Below are 21,391 nucleotides of genomic sequence, written 5' to 3'. Positions count from 1 at the left end.
AATCGGGAGGAGACATGCTCGCAGGGCCCATCGGGGAGATCCGGGATGACTGACCTGACCGACGCCGTCCGGCGCGGGAGCATACGCAGCGGCACCCGGTCGGCGGACTGAGGCGCGAATGAGCGAGGTGGGTCGCGAGGCGCTTCTGCTCGGTCAGGTCGTGCCGCCGAGTCGCAACGGTGCAACACCCGCCACCTCGTCCGCGTCCGGGCTGCTCACTTATGACGAGAACGCCCACCTGCTGACGATCGCGTCGAACCGGTCGGGCCGGTGCCAGTCCTGCCTGATTCCGAACCTGTTGACCTACCCCGGTCAGGTGGTCGCCGTCGACCTGACCGGTGAGGCGTACGCCGCCACGGCGGCGGCCCGGCGCGCGATGGGCCACACGGTGGTACGGCTGGACCCCTTCGAGGTGGCCGGGCCCGAGTCGGACGCCCTCGACCCGATGACGCTACTCGACGGTCTGCCGTCACCGGCCCTCGAATCCGGCTGTCAGGATCTCGCCGAGCTGCTGGTCCCTGGGAACTCGCCGGGCAGCGGCATCGAGCAGAGCGCGTTCGGGCTGCTCAGCGCGGTGATCGGTTACCTCACGGCGGTCCCGGACCGTCGATCGTTCGACCAGGTCTACGTGACGATGCACTCGGACGACGTGATCTACAACCTGGCCGTGGTGCTGGACACCATCGGCAAGAAGATTCCGAAGATGTCGTACTCGGAGATAGCGGACTTCCTGCAACGCGAGGACGTGACCCGGTCCCGCATCCTCACGCATCTCACGTCGCACCTCAAGACGTTCGCCAATCCGCAGGTGCAGGGCAGCGTGAGCCGATCGAGCTTCTCGTTGTCCGAGATGCGTGCCGGAGCACCCGTGACGGTCTACCTGATGGTTCCTCCGGAGCGGCTGGCCACGCACGCTCCGCTGTTGCGGGTCTGGGTCGGCACCCTGCTGCACAATGCCCTGAAAGCGTCGAGGGCCGGGGTCCCACCCACCCTCTTCCTCCTCGACCACTGTGCGGAACTGGGTCCCTTCCCCCTGCTGGAGGCGGTGCTCCGGCTTCGGTCCGGTTCGGCGGTCCGCGCTTGGACGTTCTGGCACGACCTGCACCAACTCCGCACCACGTACCCGAGTCGCTGGCCGGAGATCGTCGCCGGCTCCGGTGTGGTGCAGGTCTTCGGCAGCAGGGAGACCGCGGCGGCGTCCGAGGCCGAGGCGCTGCTCGGCCTGGCGCCGACGGACGTCTGGTCACTCGGCCCGGGCGAACAGTTCGTCCGGCTCGACGGCACACTGCACCGGGCCCGGAGGTTAGACGCTCAGAATCCGCTCAGCTCGAAGATCGCCCGGTAGAGAATCCGGTCCAGTCGATCGACGAACTCGATCGACATCGGCCGCTCATCGTCGAGATCCCGCATCAGATGGACGGGACGGGCCCGCAGCGAACCGGTTGCCGCGTCCTGAAGTCCGCGCAGGATCCGGCGCCGGTCCACGGTCGTGCTCTCGGCATCGGCGAGGCTGACCAACAGCCGGACCGATGCCGCGGCGACGGCGGTGTTCCGGTCGTCCAGCAGGTCGACCAGTTCCGGAATGATGTCGTCCTTCATCTGGCGGAACTCGGCGACCGACTGGTAGGCGGCCTGCTGGACGAAGGAGATGTCGTTCATGGCCGCACCCAGGGCCGCCGTGATCCGGGTCGTGACCCGGCGGAGCAGACCGAGCAGCCGGACGGCGGACAACCGCACGATCCACCACTCGGCCGTCTCCGCCCACTCGGCGAGCAGCGGCTCCCACTCGTCGGGATCCGCCAGGGCTGCGAACGCGTCGGGCGACTGTCGGGCCAGCGCGTAGGTCGCGGCGAGCAGGTCCCCCAGGTTCTTGTTGTCGGTCTGCCCGAAGCTCAGACGCTGGACCCAGGAGAGCAGCAGCCGCAGCGCCCGCTCGTTCTCCGCCAGCTCGGCTGCGGCCTTGTCCGCCCTGGCCCAGTAGCTGTTCGAGCCGACCGCTACGTAGAACTCGCCGCCGATCTGCTTGAGCCGGTTGACGCAGGCGGTGTCATCGTCCAGGCACCCGTCGTCGAGCCAGACGTAGAAGTCGTCCAGCAGCCCGAGCGCGGTGTCCAGGCGCGCCTCCTCGCCACCGTCGGCCACCACCCGCGTCACGACCTTCAGGTACGTCACCGGCCCTTGGGGAAGGACTGCCACCTCCCGCCGGACCTCGGCCGGCACCGCCCGGATCGCACCTCGCATCGCAGCACGGCTCGGATACAGGGCCTCGCCGCAGTGCGCCAGCCGGGCCAGCGCGGTGAGCAGCGTCCGTTGCAGGCCCTGCGGCGCGGAGGGAAGAGCCTCCAGCAGCGGCATCACCAGCTCATGGTCGACCGACTCGAGGAAACCGAGAATCCAGGACGCGGCTCCGTGGTCCTGCTCGGCCGCCTCCTGCAACCACCTGTCGAGCGCCTCGACGTCGTCGTGGTGGATGTCATGGGCGACCCACCGCAGCGTGCTGCGCACGGACGGCGGATAGTCGTCGCGATGAGCGTGGTCCGCGATCACCTCCACCGTCCTCGCTCCGACCCGTTGCACGGACCAGCGGCGAGTTCGGTTGCGCGACACCGGGTTGCGCCCGTGCAGGGCCAGAGCGGCCCGCAGGCGAAGGCGATCGGTCGACTCACTCGCCAACTCGATGAGGGCTGCGGCACCCTCCGGAGTGAGGTGCCCGGCCTCCGCCTGCACCAGCGCCTTCCAGCCGCTCACCGCCGGGTCGCCACCACCCCAACGGGTGATGATCGCCATCGCCCCGGAGTCGGTGCACTCCAGGTGTGCCCAGAGCGGATCGAGGGCTGCGGCCCGACCCGATCCGATGACGTGGTTGAGCACGGACACCTCCCGGGCGCCGACCCGCAGGGCGTCATCCCGCACCGAGCCGACCAGTCTCTCCACACCCACCGGCAGGTCTGGGCCGAGCAGCAGGGCCCAGTGGTCGCCGTCGCCGGTAGTGGTCGCCCCGAGCGCTTCGGCCTCGGCCGCCGTGACGCTCAGGAAGAGCAGTCCCCAGGCGAGTTGCCCGGTCGGTTGCGCGAGCCGGCAACTGACGTCGCCGTGCGGCCCGCTGTCGGTCGGCAGCCGCCAGAGCAACGCCGGGGTGTCGTAGCGCGACCGGTAGGCCGCGATCAGGCGGGAGGCACGGCCGTGCGCCTTCGCGCGCAGCCAGGGATCCGGCATGGCCTCGGCGACAGCGTCGAGCGGCTGCGCGAGGTTCGAGACGAGGGCGGCGCGTAGGTCGGCGACGACCTCGGCACACCGGTACGGATCGGTGATCTGGCCGACGGATTCGACTGCGGCGTCGCGCAGTTCCGTCAGCCGCTCCGGCACGAGTAGCGCCAGCCGGGTCTGGGCGCGGGCCCGGTTCTCCGGATCGTCTATCGCGGCAAGTGCCTCCACCTGCCCGGCCAGATCGACGATCTCCCCGAGGCCGAGCCAGGCCTGTTTGCCGGGGATCGCCAGCACGACCCACTCGAAGGCACGGGCCCGGTCGTGCGGGTCGGTGATGCTCTCGATGAGGCCGAGGACGTCCAGTCGCAGGGCGAGCATGTGCTCTCGGCCGAGACTGTCGCACAGCCGCCACAGGGCGCGGAACCGCAGGTACGGGTCGGTGACCCGATAGGCGTACCTCAGCATGGTGGAGATCGACGCCAGGCTGACCTCGCCCGGTCTGTCGACCCCCTGGGTACGTTGGAGGAAGACCTCCGTCAGAACGGGCCGCAGGGCGGGCGTGTCCTGCGTATCAGCGATCGGTCGATCCAGCTCGACACGAGCGACGAGCCGGTCCGACCAGGAGCCGAGGTGTTCAGCGGCGGTCGGCGCGCAGGTGGAGTCGAAGACCCGGTCGCCGTTCGCACCGGCGAAGTACCCCAGCCTGAACTCCTCCCCGCGCAGCAGGCCGATCGCCAATGTCTCCCACAGCAGTGCCGGGTTGTCATCCACCATCGACCGGTGCCGTCCCAACAGGTAGCCGGCCAGGTAGTTACGCTCGCTCGGTGCCGTCGCGATTCCATCCAGCATCGCGAGATACCGTTCGGTCGGCGTGTCGCACCGGGGGGCGAGAATCATCTGCGGCCACGGTAGGCGCCGCCGGGACAGGTGGTTACGCGCCCGGGCGAGCATCGACCAGCCACCGCCGGGTGGGTCAGCCGAGTCTGGTTGCGCCTCGGTCGCGGCCCGGAGGTTGGCCCACAGCACCTCGGGCCGCTCGTCGGCAGAGCCGGAGAAGACGTACGCCCAGTACTCGGCCGCCAGTGCCTCCCGTACCTGAGCCGATGTCGCGGCGACGAGACAGTGGGCGGGGATCCGATCGCTGACCTGGAGGGCACCCCCGCCGCTGGCGGTCCGCGCCTCGATGACGATCCGCAGCAGATCCAGTTGGTGGGTCTCCGGTGCCACCTCGGGGATGGTGCGCGCGGCGATCTCCGTCGACCTGACCAGTGGTTCCCGCAGCAGTGCGCGCAGCCAGCCGAACCGGCTGAGCGCCTGCTGAGCGGCAGCCTGGCGGTCACCGACGGCTTCGGTGAGCAGTGGGAGGACATCCTCGCCGAGCGCGGCCAGGCCGATGAGGGCGTCGGCGCGGCCGGCCGGGTTGGTGCCATGCCGCCAGCGGGTGTGGAAGGTCTCGACGAGGTCGCCGGCTGGTCGCCGCTGGCGCAGGTGCCGTAGGAGGAGGCGGCTCAACTCCGCATCGGCAAGGTCGTGCACGATGTCCGCCGGACAGAACTCGATGGGCGCGGTCTCCGCCGCGCGCCCCTCGGTCGCAGCGGTGGCGTCGGGCTGCGGCTCCGGATGGTGCTCGCCCCGCCGTCGCTGCGGCTGAGCCTGACCCAGCCCGCCGTACAGAGCGATCAGCAGCCACAGCCAGTCGCTGTCGGCACGGACGAACGCGATGAGCTCCGGGCTGGTCTCGAGGAGCCGGCGCATCGGCAGGTGGGCCGCGAGCAGCCGCGACATGTTCAGCGTCGGCGTCGGCCCGGTGGCGCTGCCGACGGGCTGGCCGAGGGCGGCGAGCAACGCCCAGTGGATCGGCCAGTCCAGATCCGCCCGATCCCGGTGCACGGCGTGCAGGAGTGCCTCGACCGTGTTCGTGGTGAACCAGTGCAGCTGCGTCAGCACGTCGGCCGCCGCGGCGGCCAGATCGTGGTCGTCGGTGGGGCGCCGGATCGCCTCGGCGATCATCTCGGCGACGAGGTCGGCGCGGGGGCCGTCACGCAACCGTACGAACGCCGCGCAGATCCCCTCCCGCAGCCCTACCGCCTGCGGTTGGTCCTGGCTGAACGCGTAGCGTCCGAGTAGTCGCCGGACCACCTGCCCGACGATCGACTTCGGCACGTCCGTGAGGTCGGGCAGGGCGTTGACCACCAGGATGGCGGCCCGGGGCAGCAGCGGATCCTCGTCGTCGGCGGCGAGCACGTCGGCTAGCAGTCGGGTCCGGGCCTGCGGTCCACCCCACTCCGGGCTGATCATGGCGAAGCCCAGGGCCAGCAGCAGCGGTTCCCGCCACTGCGGGTCGTCGAGCCGCTCGACCATCTTCGCTGCGGCGTTCTCCCGGTCGGAGAGCATGCGCCGGGCGGCCAGGAACTCCTGGAAGGTCCGGTGGAAGAAGGCGTAGTTGCCGGAACTCTGCTCCGCCAGCAGGCCGACCTGTTTCCTGATGGTGGTCAGCAGGGCGTCGAGCACCGGGCGGAACGCGCGGTCGGCCGGGTTCGCCCGCCGCATGAGCGCCAGCGGGCCCTCGATGAGTTCACCGATCCGGTCCAGGGCGACCAGGCCGTTGCTCGCGGGATTGCCCTGCAACTCGGCGGCCAGCGGCTCCAGGGCCGCCAGCAGTTCCTCCCGTCCGAGCGACTGTGCCTCGCACTCTGGCCGTTTCAGCCAGATGCGCAGCAGGTTCTCCACCACCCGGTCGTAGACGCCGGCACGTTGGTCCGGCAGCCGACCATCGGCCCAGTAGACCGTCGCCAGGATGGTGATCAGCAGGGGGTTCGTCGCCAGCTCCCGGATCGCCGGTCGCAGGTCGTCGTAGATCTCCTCGATCAGGGCCTCGGCGACCAGGCCGCGCTGGTCGCCGACGGCAAGCTCGGCGTTGACCGCCGCCGTCCAGGCGCGGGCGAACTGTTCCACCGCCGGACGCTGCATGGGCTGGATCCCGAAGTGGGCGCACCCGCCCCGGACCGGCATCAGCTTGTAGCCGACGTACCGGCTGGTGACGACGACCTGGTTGCCGCCGACCTGCCAGGGCAGCTCTGCGGCCTCCGGTGCGTTGGGCGGAGTGAACCGCTCGATGAAGTCCTGGACCCGCAACAGGACCGTACGGCGGTTGGCCTCGGGAAGCTCGTCGAGACCGTCGAGGACGACCACCGCCCGGCCGGCTTCGAGGAATCGGCGTACCAGGGTGTTGCGAGCGTCGGAGCCGGGGGCACCGGCCCATCCCTGGGTGTCCGGGTCGCGCCCGAGATAGTCGTCCAGGGAGACGGTGGGTCGCCGCGTCCGCTCCCGATCGGCAAGTTCCCGGGCGAAGTGGGCCAGCCGCAGGAAGACCGGCAGCCGCGCCGGCCCGAGATCGACCAGCTGCTCGTCCGCCAGGGCGGGACGCTGATCCGGGTCCACCTGGGAGACCGGCACCTGTACGTGCACCCCCACATCGATCACGACCGTCGCCGAGGCGAGCAGCCCCGTCTCGTCGTACGCCGAGAAGCCCAGGTGTGCGTAGCCGGTGCCGCATTCGCCGGCGGCGGGGGTGAACGTCAGGCGTTCCACCTGGTCGATCTTGACGATCTGCCCGACGACGACCGGTACCCCGGACAGCGCCAGGGTCCCCCGTGTCGGCAGCACCTCGATGCCGATCGCGCTCACCTGGTCGGCGTTCGCGTCGTCGGTGGCGAACATCGAGGCGACGTGTGCCCTTGAGAACGAGAAGGTCGCGTCAGCACGGACGTGGACGCCCAGGCTGCCCGCCAGGTCCGGCCCCACCTGCGGGGCGACCTCCCGCCCCAGTTGGTCCAGGAGCCCGCGGGCCAGTTGAAGAGCCAGCCAGTGGCTGAGGGTCGTCTTCCCGCTGCCGGGCCCACCAAGCAGGACCATCCGCGTGTGCTGGCGGATCACGTCGGCGATCGTCCGGACCTCGGTCACCTGCGCTCGCCGCGCGTCCTCTCGCCGCGGCTGATGGGTCCGCCGGACGTTCTCGGCGTCCAGCGCCTCCAGGTGGGTCGGCGCGATCGAATCGATCGGCGCGCCGCCCGCCGCCTCACGGATCTCGATCTCGTGCAGCTTCGCGCGATGCCGCAGGTCGTATTCGCTTTCCGGCTCCGCCTTCAGGGCGACGTAGACCTTGTCCAACTCGATGCGCAGCGACCCGGCCTCCCGGATCCCCTGCAACTCCAGCCACCGGTACCACTCCGCGAGCGATTCCAGGTACGCACGCAGGGCGGCGCCGGCGTCGGCCGCCGACTCGGCTGTCTGGCCGCCGTAATAGAAATGGAGGTGTTGGACGCCGTTATCCCCGACCAGCACGCCTTTGGCGCCTGAGGCGTCAACCCGATACGTGGATTCACCGGCTGAGTCCGGCGCCGATCTTCTCGAGTCGGTGCCGTCACCCGATCCCACGTCCGGCCCGCGATCCACGATTACTCGAAGGTGTTGGTCTGGGTGTTGCCGTCCCCCACCTGCACCCCTTTGGCCCCGTCCAGACGCACCTGGTATTTCGCCGACCCGGCGCCCTGCTCGTTCAGCAGGGCCATCAGCGCCTGGGCCAGTTCCACGATCCGGGGATCCTGGTCCGCACCCGCCGCACGGACCTGTTTGGCCAGCGGTGCGGCATACACCTCAGGGTCCTGTTCGTGCTCCTGCAGCACCAACTGCCCGGACGGCCGGTCGGCGAAGCGGGCCGCCACCGCCGCTTTGAGAGCCTGGTAGGCGTCCTTGACCGCGCTGGCCGCAGCCTCTCCGGTGCCCTGCAACGCTCCTGCCGCGAGCGCACCGACCACCAAGGTCACCGGATCCATCAGCGCTCCCGTCGACGATGCCCAATCGCACCTTCATGGTCCACTATGGCGAGTCGCTCGTCACGGCCGAAGGCGGAAAGACGACTCACCGTTTCGCCGAAACGGCGGTATCAGGCCGCTACGGACCCCACCGTTGCGGCGAAACGGAGGCGATCAGCGGACGGCGAAGGACGGGAACGGGCCGGGAGGGCCGCTCCACGAGAGGTGGAGGGCCTCCCTGGCCCGACCCGCTCCCCTACCTGGGCACCGGGCGGTAGCGTACGTCGAGTTCGGCGGTCGGGTCGTCGGCGCCGACCCGGTGCAGGTAGATCGGACGGCCGCCGAGGTGCTCGTAGAGGCGGATGCCGTCACCCAGCAGCACCGGCGCGATGTGCAGGTCGATCTCGTCGAGCAGGCCACGTTCGAGAAGCTGGCGGCCGATGTCCGCCGAGAGCACCTCGACATTCTTGCCATTGGCTGCCGCCAGCGCGATCCGCACCGCCTCCGCCAGGTCGCAGTCGAGGAAGGTCACCCCGTCGGCGGGCTTCGCGTCCTCGGGATGGTGGGTCAGCACGAAGAGCGGCCCGCTCCAGCCGCCGCCGTAGACGTTGCCGGCGTCGGGGAAGGCGTCCCAGCCGCGCCGGCCGCCGAGAATGGCGCCGGTCGTCTCGACGTACTGCTGGATGAAGCCGGGTCGTTCGGAGATGCCGGTCTCCATCCAGGTCATGTCGTGGTCCGGCCCCGCCACGAAGCCGTCCAGTGACATGGTGAAATGCCACAGGACCTTGCCGGTCGCGGTCTGCGGTGCGAAGTCGCTCATGCCGTCCTCCTGGTGCGCTGATGTGCTCGTACCGAAGTAGAGACGGCAACCGCGACGAGAACTCATCGGTCGAGCGTCGGCGGGAGCCCGAACGCCGGGAAGAGCGTCGGCTCGTGGAACGCGACGATCTCCGTGATCAGGCCGTCGCGTACCCGCAGCACTCCGATCCCGAACGGCTCGAAGACCTGCCGGCCCGGCGGGCGCCGGTAGCTCGCGGCGGCTAGCTGCCCGTTGGCGCTGGTGGGCACCGCGCGCAACGCGCCGATGTAGTCCGGGGAACTCGCATCCCAGGTCGCCGCCAACGCCGCGAGGATCGACTCCCGGTCGGCGAACCACTCCGCCAGCGGCGGCATCGTCGCCCGTACGTCCTTCGCCAACAGTTCGGCCACCTCGTCGAGGTCGCCGCGCTCGACCGCGTCCAGGTATCGTCGCAGCACCTGCCGGTCCGCCTCGGTCGGTGGCGCGGCCGGCGCCCAGTCCGACCGGCCCGGGGGAAGCTGCTCCCGCAGTGTCGCGCGGGCCCGTTGCAGGGCGCTGTTGACCGATGCGACGCTGCCGTCGAGCACCTCGGCGGTCTGCCGCGTCGGCCAGCCGAGCACGTCGCAGAGGATCACCGCGGCGCGCTGCCGGGGCGGCAGGTGCTGCATCGCCGCCAGGAAGGCCAGCTCCAGGGTCTCCCGCGCCACGACCGCCGCCTCCGGCTCGTCCTGGCGCGGCGCGACCGGCTCCCACCGCCCGTCCGGTGCCCGCAAGGCGTCCGGGAACGGCTGTAGCCACGGGCCGGTGATCAGGGTCGTCGTCGGCTGCCCGGGAAGGTAGTCCGGGTTGGCCTGGTCGGGCAGCAGCCGCCGTTTGCGTCCGTCGAGCGCGTCGAGGCAGACGTTGGTGGCGATGCGGTAGAGCCAGCTGCGCAGCGAGGACCGGCCCTCGAAGCCGGCCCGCCCTCGCCACGCCTTCAGGAAGACCTCCTGCACGAGGTCTTCCGCCTCGTCGTAGGAGCCGAGCATCCGGTAGCAGTGCACGCGCAGCTCACGCCGGTGCTGCTCGATCCCCCGGACGAAGTCGTCGTCGCTCACCGGGTGACCGTACGTGCCACCCCTGACGGGTTATGCGCCGCTGACCAGTGGGTCGTGGACCCGGCCGAGGAAGAACGGTACGCCGGTGTACCAGTCGTGGATGACGTACAGGAAGGGTCGGTTGACGAAGAACTGCGGCCCCTGCGGGATGGACGGCGGCGGGATGATGATGGCCGTCGCGCCTGCCGCCTCGGCGCCCTTCTCGTTCACCGCGATGAAGGTCTCGTGCAGCACGTCGTCGATGTACAGGGACGAATCGGTGGTCATGCCGCTCAGGTCGGCCTGCGGGGTGAACGCCGTGGACATGCCGAGGTTGCTCAGCGCGGCAGCCACCCGTCGCCCACCTGGTAGCCCATCCCGGCGAACGGCCCCCGCATCATCGGTACGCCGACCACGCTGCCGTCATCCCGGGTGAACGGCTCGGTCGCGGTCAACGCCGGAACGAACTGGTACCGCCACGCCGCCTTGAGGTAGGTCGTGTTGGTGAGAATCAACTTGGTGCCGGGGCTGACCGCACCGAACGGCAACAGCTCGGGGATCTTCGCGTTGGTCCGGTCCGAGACCCAGGTGTTGATCTCCTGGCGGGCCGCTTCCGGCGCACCACCGAAGTCGACCGGGTGCGGCGCGGCACCGTAGTAGCCGGCCAGGGTGTCCTGAAACCCGGGCCGCAGGCCCAGACCGAGCCGGATCCACAGGGCGTTGGCCGTGGTCAGCAGCGGCCGGGCCACCCCGTCGCCGTCCTGGTAGCGGGTGGCCAGGGTCTGTTCGACCGTGTTGAGGCCGCTGTCGAGGGCCTGCGGTCGGGGATGCGGTGCGTGCAGCACGGCGTCCATCTCCGCCGCCGTGGTGGACCCGGCCCCCGCCCGGGTCATCGCCAGCGCCAGCCCCACGGAGTAGGGCGCGCACACCACGTTGTCACCGGGACGGGTGGCGGCCAACTCGCGGTAGAGGTCGGCCGAAAAGCCACACACCGCGGTCGCGGCGGCGGCCATCGTGGCAGGATCGGGGGGTACGCGAGCGGGATGGGTCGATGTGGACGGCTCGTCGAGCCAGCGGAATTGACCTGGGGTGGCGGTGAGTGCGGCGGCCGCTAGCGGCACGGTCCGCAGCACCGATCGACGCGAGACCATGTTTCGACCGCAGTGCAGTCCTTCAAAAAACCAGGCCAACGACTCAAATTCATTGAAGTTCCACTATGGAGCGCACCCCGTCGGCCGAGATCGGAGCGCACCGTGGCACCCCCGGCTGGGGCTCTGCCGGTTGTCCGGAGTTGTACGACTAACTCGTAAAAGGTGGCTGACCAGGGCGGCTTCGGTTTCGCTGGATGAAAGACCGTCCGCCAGGGATCGGCCTAGCTCAAGATCATGGTCGGTCCCGTCACGAGGGGACAGCCCATGACCGATCTGTTACTGCCCACCCCGGGACAATGGATCCACGCCGCGTTGACCCAGCGGAAGATGACCGTACGCGCGTTGAGTAAGGCCGTCGGCTATCCCCGGCCCGCCGTGCACCGGTGGGTGTCCGGACACACCCCGATTCCCCGGAGGGTGATCGGTGACCTGGCTGCGGAGATCGGCCGCCCCGGCGATCTGGAACACCTGCTGACGCTGAAGTCGGCTGAGGAGAATCTCCACCAGCTTCGCCGGACGATGACCGCCCTGGCACATCTGGCGCACTGCCCCGCCGAGGAGCTCACCACCACGGTGCTCGACTTCGTCGCCGCCCGGGCAGCCGACGAGATCATCGCCTCCGACCGCGACCGGGCCGGGGCCGTCAACCGCCACCTGATCGACGCCTCGTACGTCTTCCGCCAGTGGACCAGGGCCGCCAGCACCGGCGACTTCCGGGCCCTGCTGACACCGAGCACCATCCACCGGCACCTGCGCTATCCGGTCAATCACTACCTGGGCCTGGCGCTTGCCCTCGGCGAGACCGGCGGTGACCAACTGGCGGAGCACCGCAGGCTCGCACTGACGGCCCTGCGGGCGGTCGCGGTGCCGAAGCCGCACGGCCGGTGGGACCTTCTCCAGCATCACGCGCTGCACGTGCTGGCCCGCAACGGTACGGCCGAGAACCGGGCGACCGTGTCGGAGGTGATCAGCAACGCCGCACCCGGCAAGGGCTCGCTGTGCCGTCAACTCGGGTACGTCGGACTGATCCTCAGCTCCGGCGGGGAGGAGGCCCTCCACCGCTACCTGTTCCTGCTCCGCCGATGCAGCAAGTTGACCCGGGCCGACCTGCACTTCGACGCGGTGCACTACGGCGACGCGCGGTTGGACGCCCGGCAACGGCTGCCGCAGTCGATCAATCAGTTCGACCGCTCCGTCGGCAACCTCCTCCGGCACCTGGAACAACCCGACCGGTACGCCTCGATCTCCGAACTCGACAGCCTGCGGCTGCTCACCCTGCTCGACCGGTTGGGGCCCACCCTGTTCCAGCGGCCCGAGATCGGGTTCCGGCTTCGCCGGGTCTTCCAGTCATCGCCCGCTCCCCCACCGAACTCGTACCGCAGCAGGCTGGAGAACCGGCTGTTCGGAATCCTGCGGCACACCCGCACCCAGCCGACCGCGACCCCGGCCCGGGTGACCCCGAACCCCGCCCAGTACGACGTCTTCATCGGCTACCACAGTGCGGACGCGGCCTCCGTACGGCTGGTGGTCGACGCTTTGCGCTCCGCCAACGTCCAGACCTGGTTCGATCTCGACGACCTGCCGCCCGGCACCCCCTTCCAGGTCGCGCTTGAGCAGGCCCTTCGCACCTGCCGCAGCGTGGCCCTGTTCATCGGGCCGACCGGCATCGGGCCCTGGGAGGCGATGGAGGTCCGAGCCGCGATCAGTCAGTTCGTCGACCGTGGTCTGCCGGTCATCCCGGTGGTGCTCGGCGAACTCGACTGGAAACCGGAACTTCCGCTGTTCCTCCGCGAGTTCCGGGCGGTGCAACTCCGCTCCCACACCGACATCGACGATCTGGTCTGGGGGATCACCGGCCAGCGGCGACCGGCCGGCGCACGGTCCATCGCCGCGGCGCCGCACTGGGCTGCCCGACCGCCGAAGCGGCGCTCCCGGGGTGGCCGACGTGCCGCCCTCCCGCATGACCCCGCCGAGCAGCTTGACCTCGCTTCGTAGCCTGAAACTCGCATCGAGTTACCACCGCTTCCGGTCTCCTCCGACGACGGAGTTGCGATGCCAGACGAGCGATGGACGGCTGACGAGCACTTCGATCCCCGCACGATCCGCACCCGCGCCGAGTTCGGACAGGCGCTGACCACACTGCGGATGGGGGCGGGCCTGACCGTTCGACAGGTGGCCTCCAGAGCCGGCGCCAACGGCGCACACAGCACCATCGGCGAATGGTTCGCAGGCCGTGGTCTCCCCTCGACCTCCTCCCGTGGGTTGCTGATCCGGGTGTTGTCCGCCTGCGGGGTGGGCGCGGCTGAGATCGAGGGCTGGCTGTGGGCCTGGCAGCGGCTACGACGCTCACCGGGTCCCCGACCGGTCGGGGAGACGCCGTACCCGGGTCTGGCTAGCTTCCAGCCGGAGGACGCCGCCTGGTTCCACGGGCGGGGCGCACTGACCGAGCAGCTCATCCACAGGGTCACCGAACTGGCCGACGAAGGCGGCGGCCTCCAGTTCGTCGTCGGCGCGTCCGGCTCCGGCAAGTCGTCGCTGGTCCGAGCCGGTCTGATCGCGGCGCTCCGGGCCGAGGAACCCGACTCGTCCGCCTGGTCGGTGACGTTGACCGAGCCGGGGTACCAACCCACCGTCACCCTCGCCCAGCAGTTCGCCTCCACCCGGCCCGCCCACCGACCGGTCGGGCGTCGACTCGTCGTGGTCGACCAGTTCGAGGAGGTCTTCGCCGCACGGGTGTCGGAGGACGAGCGCCAGCGCTTCATTCAGATGATCGCCGATCTGGCCGCCCGCCCCGGCGGAGCGGTCGTCGTCGTGACCCTGCGCGCCGACTTCTACGGCCACGCCCTGCGTTATCTGCCGCTGATTCCGGCGCTGCTGAGCGGGCAATTGACCGTCGGGCCGATGACCGAGGACGAGCTTCGCGTCGCGATCGTCGAGCCGGCCAGGAAGGCCCGCGTGGAGGTGGAGGACGGGTTCGTCGAACTGCTGCTCCGGACGGTGCTGCCGCGCGGCGCCACGGCCGCACCGGAGGCCGGGGTGTTGCCGCTGCTGTCGCACGCCCTGTACGCCACCTGGCAGCACGGTCAGGGAGCCCGGCTCACCATCGCCGGCTACCTGGCCGTCGGTGGGATCGCGGGTGCGGTCGCGGCCAGCGCCGAGCAGATCTACCAGGGCCTGAGCACCGAACAGCGCGACCTCACTCGCCGGCTGTTCCTGACCCTGGTGCAGGTCAATCCCGACGCGGCGGACACTCGACGGCGGGTCGGCATGGCGGAACTACGCGAGGGGTTTCCCCGTAGGCACTCCGCCGAACTGGAGTACGTCCTCGGACGGTACGTCGAAAAGCGGCTCCTCACCGCCGACACCGACACCGTCGAGATCAGTCACGAGGCGTTGATCACCGCCTGGCCGAGTCTGCGCGAATGGTTGAAGGCGGACCGCGACGGGCTGGTGATCGGCCAACAGTTGACCGCGGCCGCCGCGGCCTGGCGGCGCGAGAACCGCGACCCGGGGTTGCTGTATCGCGGTAACCGGCTCGCCGCCGCCCAGGGCTGGGTCGCGGGCCGACACCACGACCTGTCGCCGGCAGCCGTCGAGTTCCTCCGTGCCAGCGCCCGCCACACCCGTCGGCGTACCCGTCGACTCCACCAGCTCGTCGGGGTGCTGACCGCCCTGTCCCTGCTGACCTTCGGCCTGGCCGGGTACGCCTTCCAACAACGCACCGCCGCCAACGCCCAGCGTCAGGAGGCGGTCGAGGAACGCAACCAGGCGCTCTCACGTCTCACCGCCGGACGGGCGGACCGGCTACGGGACTCCGACGTCCCGCTGGCCATGCAACTGAGCCTGGCCGCCTACCGGATGGCACCGACGGTCGAGGCCAGATCCAGCCTGCTGGACGCCTACGTCACGCCCGCCGCGACCCGGCTGCCCGGCTTCCGGACCGGGGCGCAGGCGGTGGCGCACAAGCAACGGTCGGCTGCTCGCCGCCGGTGGCCTGGACCAGTCGCTGCGACTGTGGCGCACCGACGACCCGGACTCTCCGGCGGTGGCGGTCGGAGAACCACTGCGAGGGCCCGCCGGTCCGGTCTACTCGGTCGCCTTCAGTCCGGACAGCTCCTATCTCGCCGCAGGCAGCGCGGACGGTGCGGTGTGGATCTGGGACATCCGGGATCCCGCCAAACCCGTCCGCCTCGATCCGCTGCGGGGCGCCACCTCGACCGTCTACTCCGTGGCCTTCTCCCCGGACGGGCGACTGATCGCCGCCGGCAGCGCCGACCAGAGCATCCGGGTGTGGGACATCTCCGCGCCGGGCGAGGTCACCCCTCGACCCGCCGGGCACGGACACACCGGGCCGGTGCAGTCGGTGGCGTTCGGTCGGGACGGCACCCTGCTCGCCTCCGGCGGCGCCGACAGCACCGTACGGCTGTGGGACGTGGCCGCGCCGGGGCGACCGAAGCCCCTGGGTCCGGCGCTGACCGGGCACACCGGGGTGGTGACGACGGTCGGCTTCAGCCCCGACGGTACGACGTTGGCCAGCGGTAGCCGGGACCACAGTGTCCGGCTCTGGGAGGTGTCCGACCCCCGACGGACCCGACCCGTGCGGGAGCCGCTGACCGGCCCGACGAGTTGGGTCAACTCCGTCGCGTTCAGCCCGGACGGGCAGCAGGTGGCCGGCGCCGGTTCGGACAAGGCGATCACGGTGTGGGCCCGCGACGACGGACGGGTGCTTCTGCGCATGCCGCACCCGGACACGGTGACCTCGGTCAGTTTCGGAGTCGACGGACGGACCGTGGCCAGTGCCGCCCTCGACGGGGTCGTCCGGGTCTGGCGGCCACCCGGCCCACTGCTCAGCGGCTCCCCCGCGGCGGTGTTCAACCTGGCCTTCCTCGGCGACGGCGGCGAGTTGCTGGCGACAGCCGGCCGCGACGAGACCGTACGTTTCTGGCAGGTCGCCGACCCACGGCAACCCGGCCAGGTGGGCGTACCCCTGGTCAGTCCGGCCGGGCTGGCGCCCTTCGCCGCCACCGCCGCCCTCGGCCCGGACGGCACGACCCTGGCCGTGGGCACCCGGGCCGGGACGGTGCTTCTCTGGTCGGTGGCCGACCCGGCCCGACCGGTCCGGCTCGGTGCCCCGTTGACCGGGCCGACCGACCTGCTCCAAGCGGTGACCTTCAGCCCGGACGGGCGCCTGCTGGCCGCCGCCGGTGACGACGGCCAGGTGTACCTGTGGGACGTGCGCGACCCGCAGCGGCCCACCGCCCTGGCCACCGTCGCCGGCACCGGGGCCATCATCTTCGCCCTGAGCTTCAGCGTCGACAGCAGCACCCTGGCGGTCGGCAGCACGGACACCTTCGTCCGACTGATCGACCTCACCGAGCCGACCAGGCCGGTTTCGCGGGACACCGCCCTGGGCGGGTTCAGCAGCTACACCTACGGTGTCGCGTTCAGCCCGGACGGGCGAACCCTGGCCGTCGGCAGCGCGGACAAGACCATCCGGCTGTGGGACGTCACCGACCTGACCCGACCCCAGCCCCTGGGACCCGCGCTGACCGGCCCGATCGGCGGCATCTACTGGGTCACCTTCGACGCGGACAGTTCCCGGTTGGCCGCCGCGGCGACCGACGGGTCCGTCTGGCTCTGGGACGTCCGGGACACCCGGCGACCGGCCGTGGAGGTGACCTTGACCCGGTCGGTAGGCGCCGCCTACACGGTGGCCTTCGCCCCGAACGGGAACACCCTCGCTGCCGCTGACTCCCACGGCGGTATCCGACTGTGGGAACTGGACCCCGAACGGGTGGCCGGGTGGATCTGCGCCACGGCCGGGGCCGGAATCACCCCGGACGAGTGGCACCAGTACGTCCCCGGAGCGCCGTTCACCCCACCCTGTCAGTGACCGATGCACCCAGCCAACGCTACGGTGCGTTGATCTCGCGGCAACCCTCCGATATCGTGCCATCGATGGCCGGCCATGGGGGCGATCCGCTGCGAGCGGACCGGGTTTCGTCGGCACGCACCGCTGTGGCGGAGGCCGTGCGGCGTGGTGGCTCCGCCCTGCGCCGGGCTTCGGCACCCGCGCTGGTCGGGCTGTTGGTCGCCGGGGCGGCGGTGCCGGTGGCGGCGGCCGGGACGGTGACCGGCCCGATGCTGCTGGCCGGGGCCGGGGTGCTGGGCTCGGTCGGGGCCAACGTGCTGACCGAGGTGCTGACCCGGCTGACCGAGCGACTGCGCCCCGATGGCGGGCCACCCGATCCTGTGCGCCTCCAGCAGGCGCTGGCGGAACGGATCGAGGCCGCCTTCGCCAGCCAGGACGAGGAGTCCCGGCAACTGCGTACCGAGGCCGCCGAGCTGCTGGGCCGGGTGGGCGCGATCGAGGTGGCGCTGCGTACCGCAATCGAGCTGGGCGACCGCGAACTCCAGCACACCCTCGCGGTGTCGTTGTCCCGGTTGAGCGGCGAGTTCGGCGAGTTCGGCTTCGTCCTGGCCGCCGTACGCGACTCGATGTGGCAGATCGAGCAGGAGTTGCGGGGCATCCGGGAACACGGGCGGGCCGAGCAGGAACGCTCCCGTGAGCTGGCCCTGTCGGTGCGGCGGATCCTGGACACCGTTGAGCGGGTGGAGGCACGTACCCGGGACGCGGGTGCCTCCGACACCGGCCCGGCCGCCCGGTGGAGCGGCAATCCGTACCTCGGGTTGTCCCCGTTCGATGAACGGCACGCCGAGGTCTTCTACGGCCGCCGCGAGCTGGTGGCCCGGCTGCTGCAACGGCTGGGTGAGCAGTTGGAGGTGGGCGGCCCGCTGCTGGTCATCGGCGCCTCCGGGGCGGGCAAGTCGTCGCTGCTGCGGGCCGGGCTGCTCCCCCAGCTCGCCGCCGGGCGACTGGTGGCCGGCTCGGCGGCCTGGCCCCGGCGGGTGTTCACCCCGACGGCGTCCCCGCTGCGTGAACTCGCCCTGCACCTGGCCGACCTCGCCGGCCTCGACGCGGGGTCGGTGCTTGTCTCCCTGCGCGACGACCCCGATCGGGCCGCGCTGATCGCCACCCAGGCCCTGCGCGCCGTCGGGGTGGACCAGGGCCGCCTGGTGCTGGTGGTGGACCAGTTCGAGGAGTTGTTCACGCTGGCCGCAGCAGGCCCGGAACCCGATCGGCGGGCCTTCGTGCAGGCCCTGGAGGCGATGGCCCGGCCCGCGCCCGACTCGACGGAGGCGTCGGCGCTGGTGGTGCTGGCCGTCCGGGCCGACTTCCTCGACCCGCTGATGACTCTCGCCGGGTTACGCGAGGCGGTGCAGCAGGGCCCCTTCACGGTCGGCCCGATGAGCGAGTCCGAGCTGACCGCGGCGATCGCCGGCCCGGCCGCCGAGGCCGGGGTCCTGGTGGCCCCGGAACTGCTGGAGGCGGTCCTGCACGACCTGCGCGGGGCCGGCGGCTTCGACGTCGGGGTCCTGCCGCTGCTGTCCGAGGCGATGCGGGTCACCTGGGAGCATCGCGAGGGTGACCGGCTGACCGTGCTCGGCTACCGCCGCGCCGGTGGTGTCTCCGGGGCGGTGCAGACCAGCGCGGAGGCGGTGTACGGACGCCTCGACGAGGACCTGCGCGCCACCGCCCGGTCGGTGTTCACCTGCCTGACCGTGCCCACCCGGGACGGCCGCCTGGTCCGCCGCAGGATGGACCGGGCGGATCTGCACCGACTCTGCGGCGAGACCGATCGGGTCGACCGGGTCGTCGACGCGTTCACCGGGCAACGGTTGCTGATAGCGGCCGACCAGGGCATCGAGATCAGCCATGACGCCCTGCTGGCCACCTGGTCGAGACTGCGCACCTGGCTCGAATCCGACCGCGCCGACCGTACCCGGCAGCATGAACTCCTCGCCGCGGCCGACGCCTGGGAGCAGCACGACCGCAACGCCTCCTACCTGTATGTCGGGGACCAGCTCATCACCGTCGTACGCGCGGTGGCCCGGTGGCAGGCCGACCCGGAGCGGCATCCGGCGCTGACGGCCACCGCGACGGAATTCCTCGACCGCAGCCTCCGCGCCCAGCAACGAAGCCGACGGGCCCGCCAGGTCACCGTCGGCGCGTTGGTGCTCCTCCTGCTCGCCTCGCTGACCGCGGCGGGCCTGGCGGTACGCGGTCAACGCGAGGCCCGACAGCAGCAGCGGGCCGCCACCGCCGGGGCCCTGCTCGACCAGGCGGAGAAACTGCGGGACAACGCGCCGCAGCTAGCCCTCATGCTCGCGCTGGCCGCCGACCGGCTGCACCATGACCGCTCCAGCACCGCCAGCCTGGTCGCCTCCCTGCTGGCGCCGTACGCCGGCACCCTGACCGGACACCGGGGCGCGGTCACCGCCCTGAGCTTCCGTCCCGACGGCCGACTGCTGGCGACCAGCGGCGCGGACGGCCGGGTGCTGCTCTGGGACCCCGAGTCGATGCGCAAGATCGGCGAGTTCGACGGGACCCCCCGGGTGGACGCGGTGACCTTCAGCCCGGACGGGCGCACCCTGGCCGCCGGCAACGGCAACGGCACGATCGCCCTCTGGGATGTCGCGGACCCCGCTGAGCCCCGCCGGATCGCCACGGCCACCGGCCAACCGGCCGTGGTGTCCAGCGTCGCGTACAGCCCCGACGGGGGCCGGTTGGCCGTCGGCGACAGCGGCGGCGGATTGACCCTCTGGGAGGTGACCGATCCGACCCGACCACGACGGGCCGCCGATCTGAGCGGCCACTCCGGCTGGTGGGTTAGCGCGGTCGCCTTCAGTCCGGACGGGCGGACCCTGGTCAGCGGCGACCTCGGCGGCCAGGCGTTCGTCTGGGACGCCGTACGGGCCCGCCGGGTAGGACAACTGACCGGTCACCGTGACGGCGTCGGCGCCTTCGGTTTCGGTCCGGACGGCCGTCGGCTGGCCAGCGGCGGCGGGGACGGCATCCTGCTGTGGGACCTGACCGACCCGGCCCGGCCGAAGCGGATCGGTGAGCTCACCGGACCCACCGGCAGCGTACGCGCCCTGCGGGTGTCCGGCCCCGACGGGCAGTACGTGATCGGCGTCGGGGCGGACCGCTCCGTACGGCGCTGGGACGTCACCGATCCGGCCCGTCAGATCCGCACTACCCTGGTGTCGGCCACCCGGACGACCTGGGTCAACGCGGTAGCGGTGAGTCCCGACGGGCAGACCGTGGCCACCGCGAGCGCGGACAGCACGGTGGTCCTCTGGCGCGGGGGCGCCGGTGCCGGGCTCAGCGTCCAGTACCGACTGGGCGGTCACGACGGGGAGGTCCATGCGGTCCGGTTCCGCAGCGACGGGCGGTTGCTGGCCACGGGCGGCGCGGACGGTCGGACGAACCTGTGGGACCTGGCCGAAGGGGTGCAGCCACGCCGACGCGGCCCGTTGGCCGCACACCCCGGGGGCGTGCACGCGGTGGACTTCAGCCCGGACGGGCGGATCCTCGCCACCGGCGGCCAGGACGGCGCCGCCCTCTGGGACCTCGTCACCGACGCCGCCCGGGAGGTGGCCCGGCTGCCCGGCCATCCCGGACCGGTGACCTCGGTGGCGTTCCGCCCGGATCGGGACACCGGGCGGTTGCTCGCCGTCGGCGGCGGGGACGGCATGACCGCCCTCTGGGATGTCACCGACCCGGCGGCGGCCCGCCGGCTCGGCGCGTTCGGCGGCCACCTGGCCGGGGTGTCCACGGTGGCGTTCAGCCCGGACGGCGAGACCCTGGCGGTGGGCAGCTTCGACGGCACGGCGACCCTCTGGGCGGTGGGCGACCCCAGCCAGCCCCGCCAGTTGAGCCGACTCACCTCGCACACCAATCAGGTCACCACGCTGGCCTTCGCCCCGACCGGGGACACCCTGGCCACCGGCAGCCTGGACACCAGCGTGATGCTCTGGGACGTACGCGACCCGACCCGGCCCACCGTGATCGGCGCGCCGCTGCCCAACCACACCAGTTGGGTACGCGCCCTCGCGTTCAGCCCCGACGGACGCCATCTGGCCACCGGCAGCAACGACCAGTCGACCGCCCTGGTGGAGGTCAGCGACCCGGCCCGGCCGCAGGGGCTGATCGGCGCCCGCAGCCAACGCGCCGTCATCCTCGGTGTCGCCTTCAGCCCGGACAGCCGCACCCTGGCCACCGGCGGGGCGGACAACCTCGTCTACCTGTGGTCCCTCGCCGAGGTCGCCGAGGCCCAGGCCGACCCGGTGACGCAGGCCTGCACCCGGGCCGGGCGGGGACTCGACCACCGGGAGTGGGCACGCCATGTGCCCAACCTGCCGTACGAGCAGACCTGCCCGTGACGTAGCAGCAGGCGGGAGTGCGCCACGGGCGGCCCCATGGATCTGTTCGGCGGCGCC

Annotated in this window: 10 protein-coding genes and 2 pseudogenes; 6 read left to right on the top strand and 6 right to left on the bottom strand. The window is 71.4% G+C overall.

Annotation, left to right across the window (positions count from 1 at the left end):
• Positions 1-118: 118 nt before the first annotated feature.
• A complete protein-coding gene (locus OIE53_RS07140) occupies positions 119-1,345 on the top strand; it encodes a type IV secretory system conjugative DNA transfer family protein (RefSeq protein ID WP_327025780.1) in 1,227 nt (408 codons plus the stop codon).
• On the opposite strand, the gene OIE53_RS07135 is transcribed toward OIE53_RS07140, so the two are convergent.
• The 6 genes from OIE53_RS07135 to OIE53_RS07110 form a co-directional block, all read right to left on the bottom strand.
• On the bottom strand, positions 1,312-7,551 hold the full coding sequence (locus OIE53_RS07135) for an NACHT domain-containing protein (RefSeq protein ID WP_327025779.1): 6,240 nt from the start codon (positions 7,549-7,551) through the stop codon (positions 1,312-1,314). The genes OIE53_RS07140 and OIE53_RS07135 overlap by 34 nt on opposite strands.
• A 113-nt stretch (positions 7,552-7,664) precedes the next feature.
• Positions 7,665-8,042 carry a hypothetical protein gene (locus tag OIE53_RS07130; protein ID WP_327025778.1) on the bottom strand — a complete coding sequence of 126 codons (378 nt, stop codon included), beginning with the start codon at positions 8,040-8,042 and terminating at the stop codon, positions 7,665-7,667.
• A gap of 235 nt (positions 8,043-8,277) precedes the next feature.
• Positions 8,278-8,841: a dihydrofolate reductase family protein gene (locus OIE53_RS07125; RefSeq protein WP_327025777.1), complete on the bottom strand. Its 564-nt coding sequence runs from the start codon at positions 8,839-8,841 to the stop codon at positions 8,278-8,280.
• 62 nt (positions 8,842-8,903) lie between these two features.
• Positions 8,904-9,917 (bottom strand): sigma-70 family RNA polymerase sigma factor, encoded by a 1,014-nt coding sequence (locus OIE53_RS07120; RefSeq protein WP_327025776.1) that lies wholly within the window; start codon positions 9,915-9,917, stop codon positions 8,904-8,906.
• A 30-nt stretch (positions 9,918-9,947) separates the two neighbouring features.
• Positions 9,948-10,250, bottom strand: a complete 303-nt coding sequence (locus OIE53_RS07115; RefSeq protein WP_327025775.1) for a serpin family protein — start codon at positions 10,248-10,250, stop codon at positions 9,948-9,950.
• Positions 10,235-10,909, bottom strand: coding sequence for a serpin family protein (locus OIE53_RS07110; protein WP_327025774.1), 675 nt, complete (start codon positions 10,907-10,909; stop codon positions 10,235-10,237). The genes OIE53_RS07115 and OIE53_RS07110 overlap by 16 nt, the downstream gene beginning before the upstream one ends.
• Positions 10,910-11,311: 402 nt before the next feature.
• Between OIE53_RS07110 and OIE53_RS07105 the strand changes: the two genes are divergently transcribed.
• The 5 genes and pseudogenes from OIE53_RS07105 to OIE53_RS07090 all read left to right on the top strand — a co-directional run bounded on the left by OIE53_RS07105 (position 11,312) and on the right by OIE53_RS07090 (position 21,334).
• A complete protein-coding gene (locus tag OIE53_RS07105; RefSeq protein ID WP_327025773.1) occupies positions 11,312-13,042 on the top strand; it encodes a toll/interleukin-1 receptor domain-containing protein in 1,731 nt (576 codons plus the stop codon).
• Between the two features lie 57 nt (positions 13,043-13,099).
• Positions 13,100-14,545: pseudogene (locus tag OIE53_RS07100) on the top strand (nSTAND1 domain-containing NTPase); the annotation flags it as partial.
• Positions 14,546-15,092: 547 nt separating this feature from the next.
• A pseudogene (locus OIE53_RS28425) lies at positions 15,093-15,299 on the top strand (WD40 repeat domain-containing protein); the annotation flags it as partial.
• Between the two features lie 111 nt (positions 15,300-15,410).
• Complete coding sequence (locus tag OIE53_RS07095; RefSeq protein WP_327025772.1) at positions 15,411-16,940, top strand: WD40 repeat domain-containing protein; 1,530 nt, start codon at positions 15,411-15,413, stop codon at positions 16,938-16,940.
• A 65-nt stretch (positions 16,941-17,005) separates the two neighbouring features.
• A complete protein-coding gene (locus OIE53_RS07090; RefSeq protein WP_327025771.1) occupies positions 17,006-21,334 on the top strand; it encodes an nSTAND1 domain-containing NTPase in 4,329 nt (1,442 codons plus the stop codon).
• The last annotated feature ends 57 nt before the right edge of the window (positions 21,335-21,391 follow it).

Source organism: Micromonospora sp. NBC_01739, from assembly GCF_035920385.1.
In the GTDB taxonomy this organism is placed as follows: Bacteria; Actinomycetota; Actinomycetes; order Mycobacteriales; family Micromonosporaceae; genus Micromonospora.
Note: the sequence above shows the minus strand (reverse complement) of the source record. Positions and strands in the feature narration are given on the sequence as shown.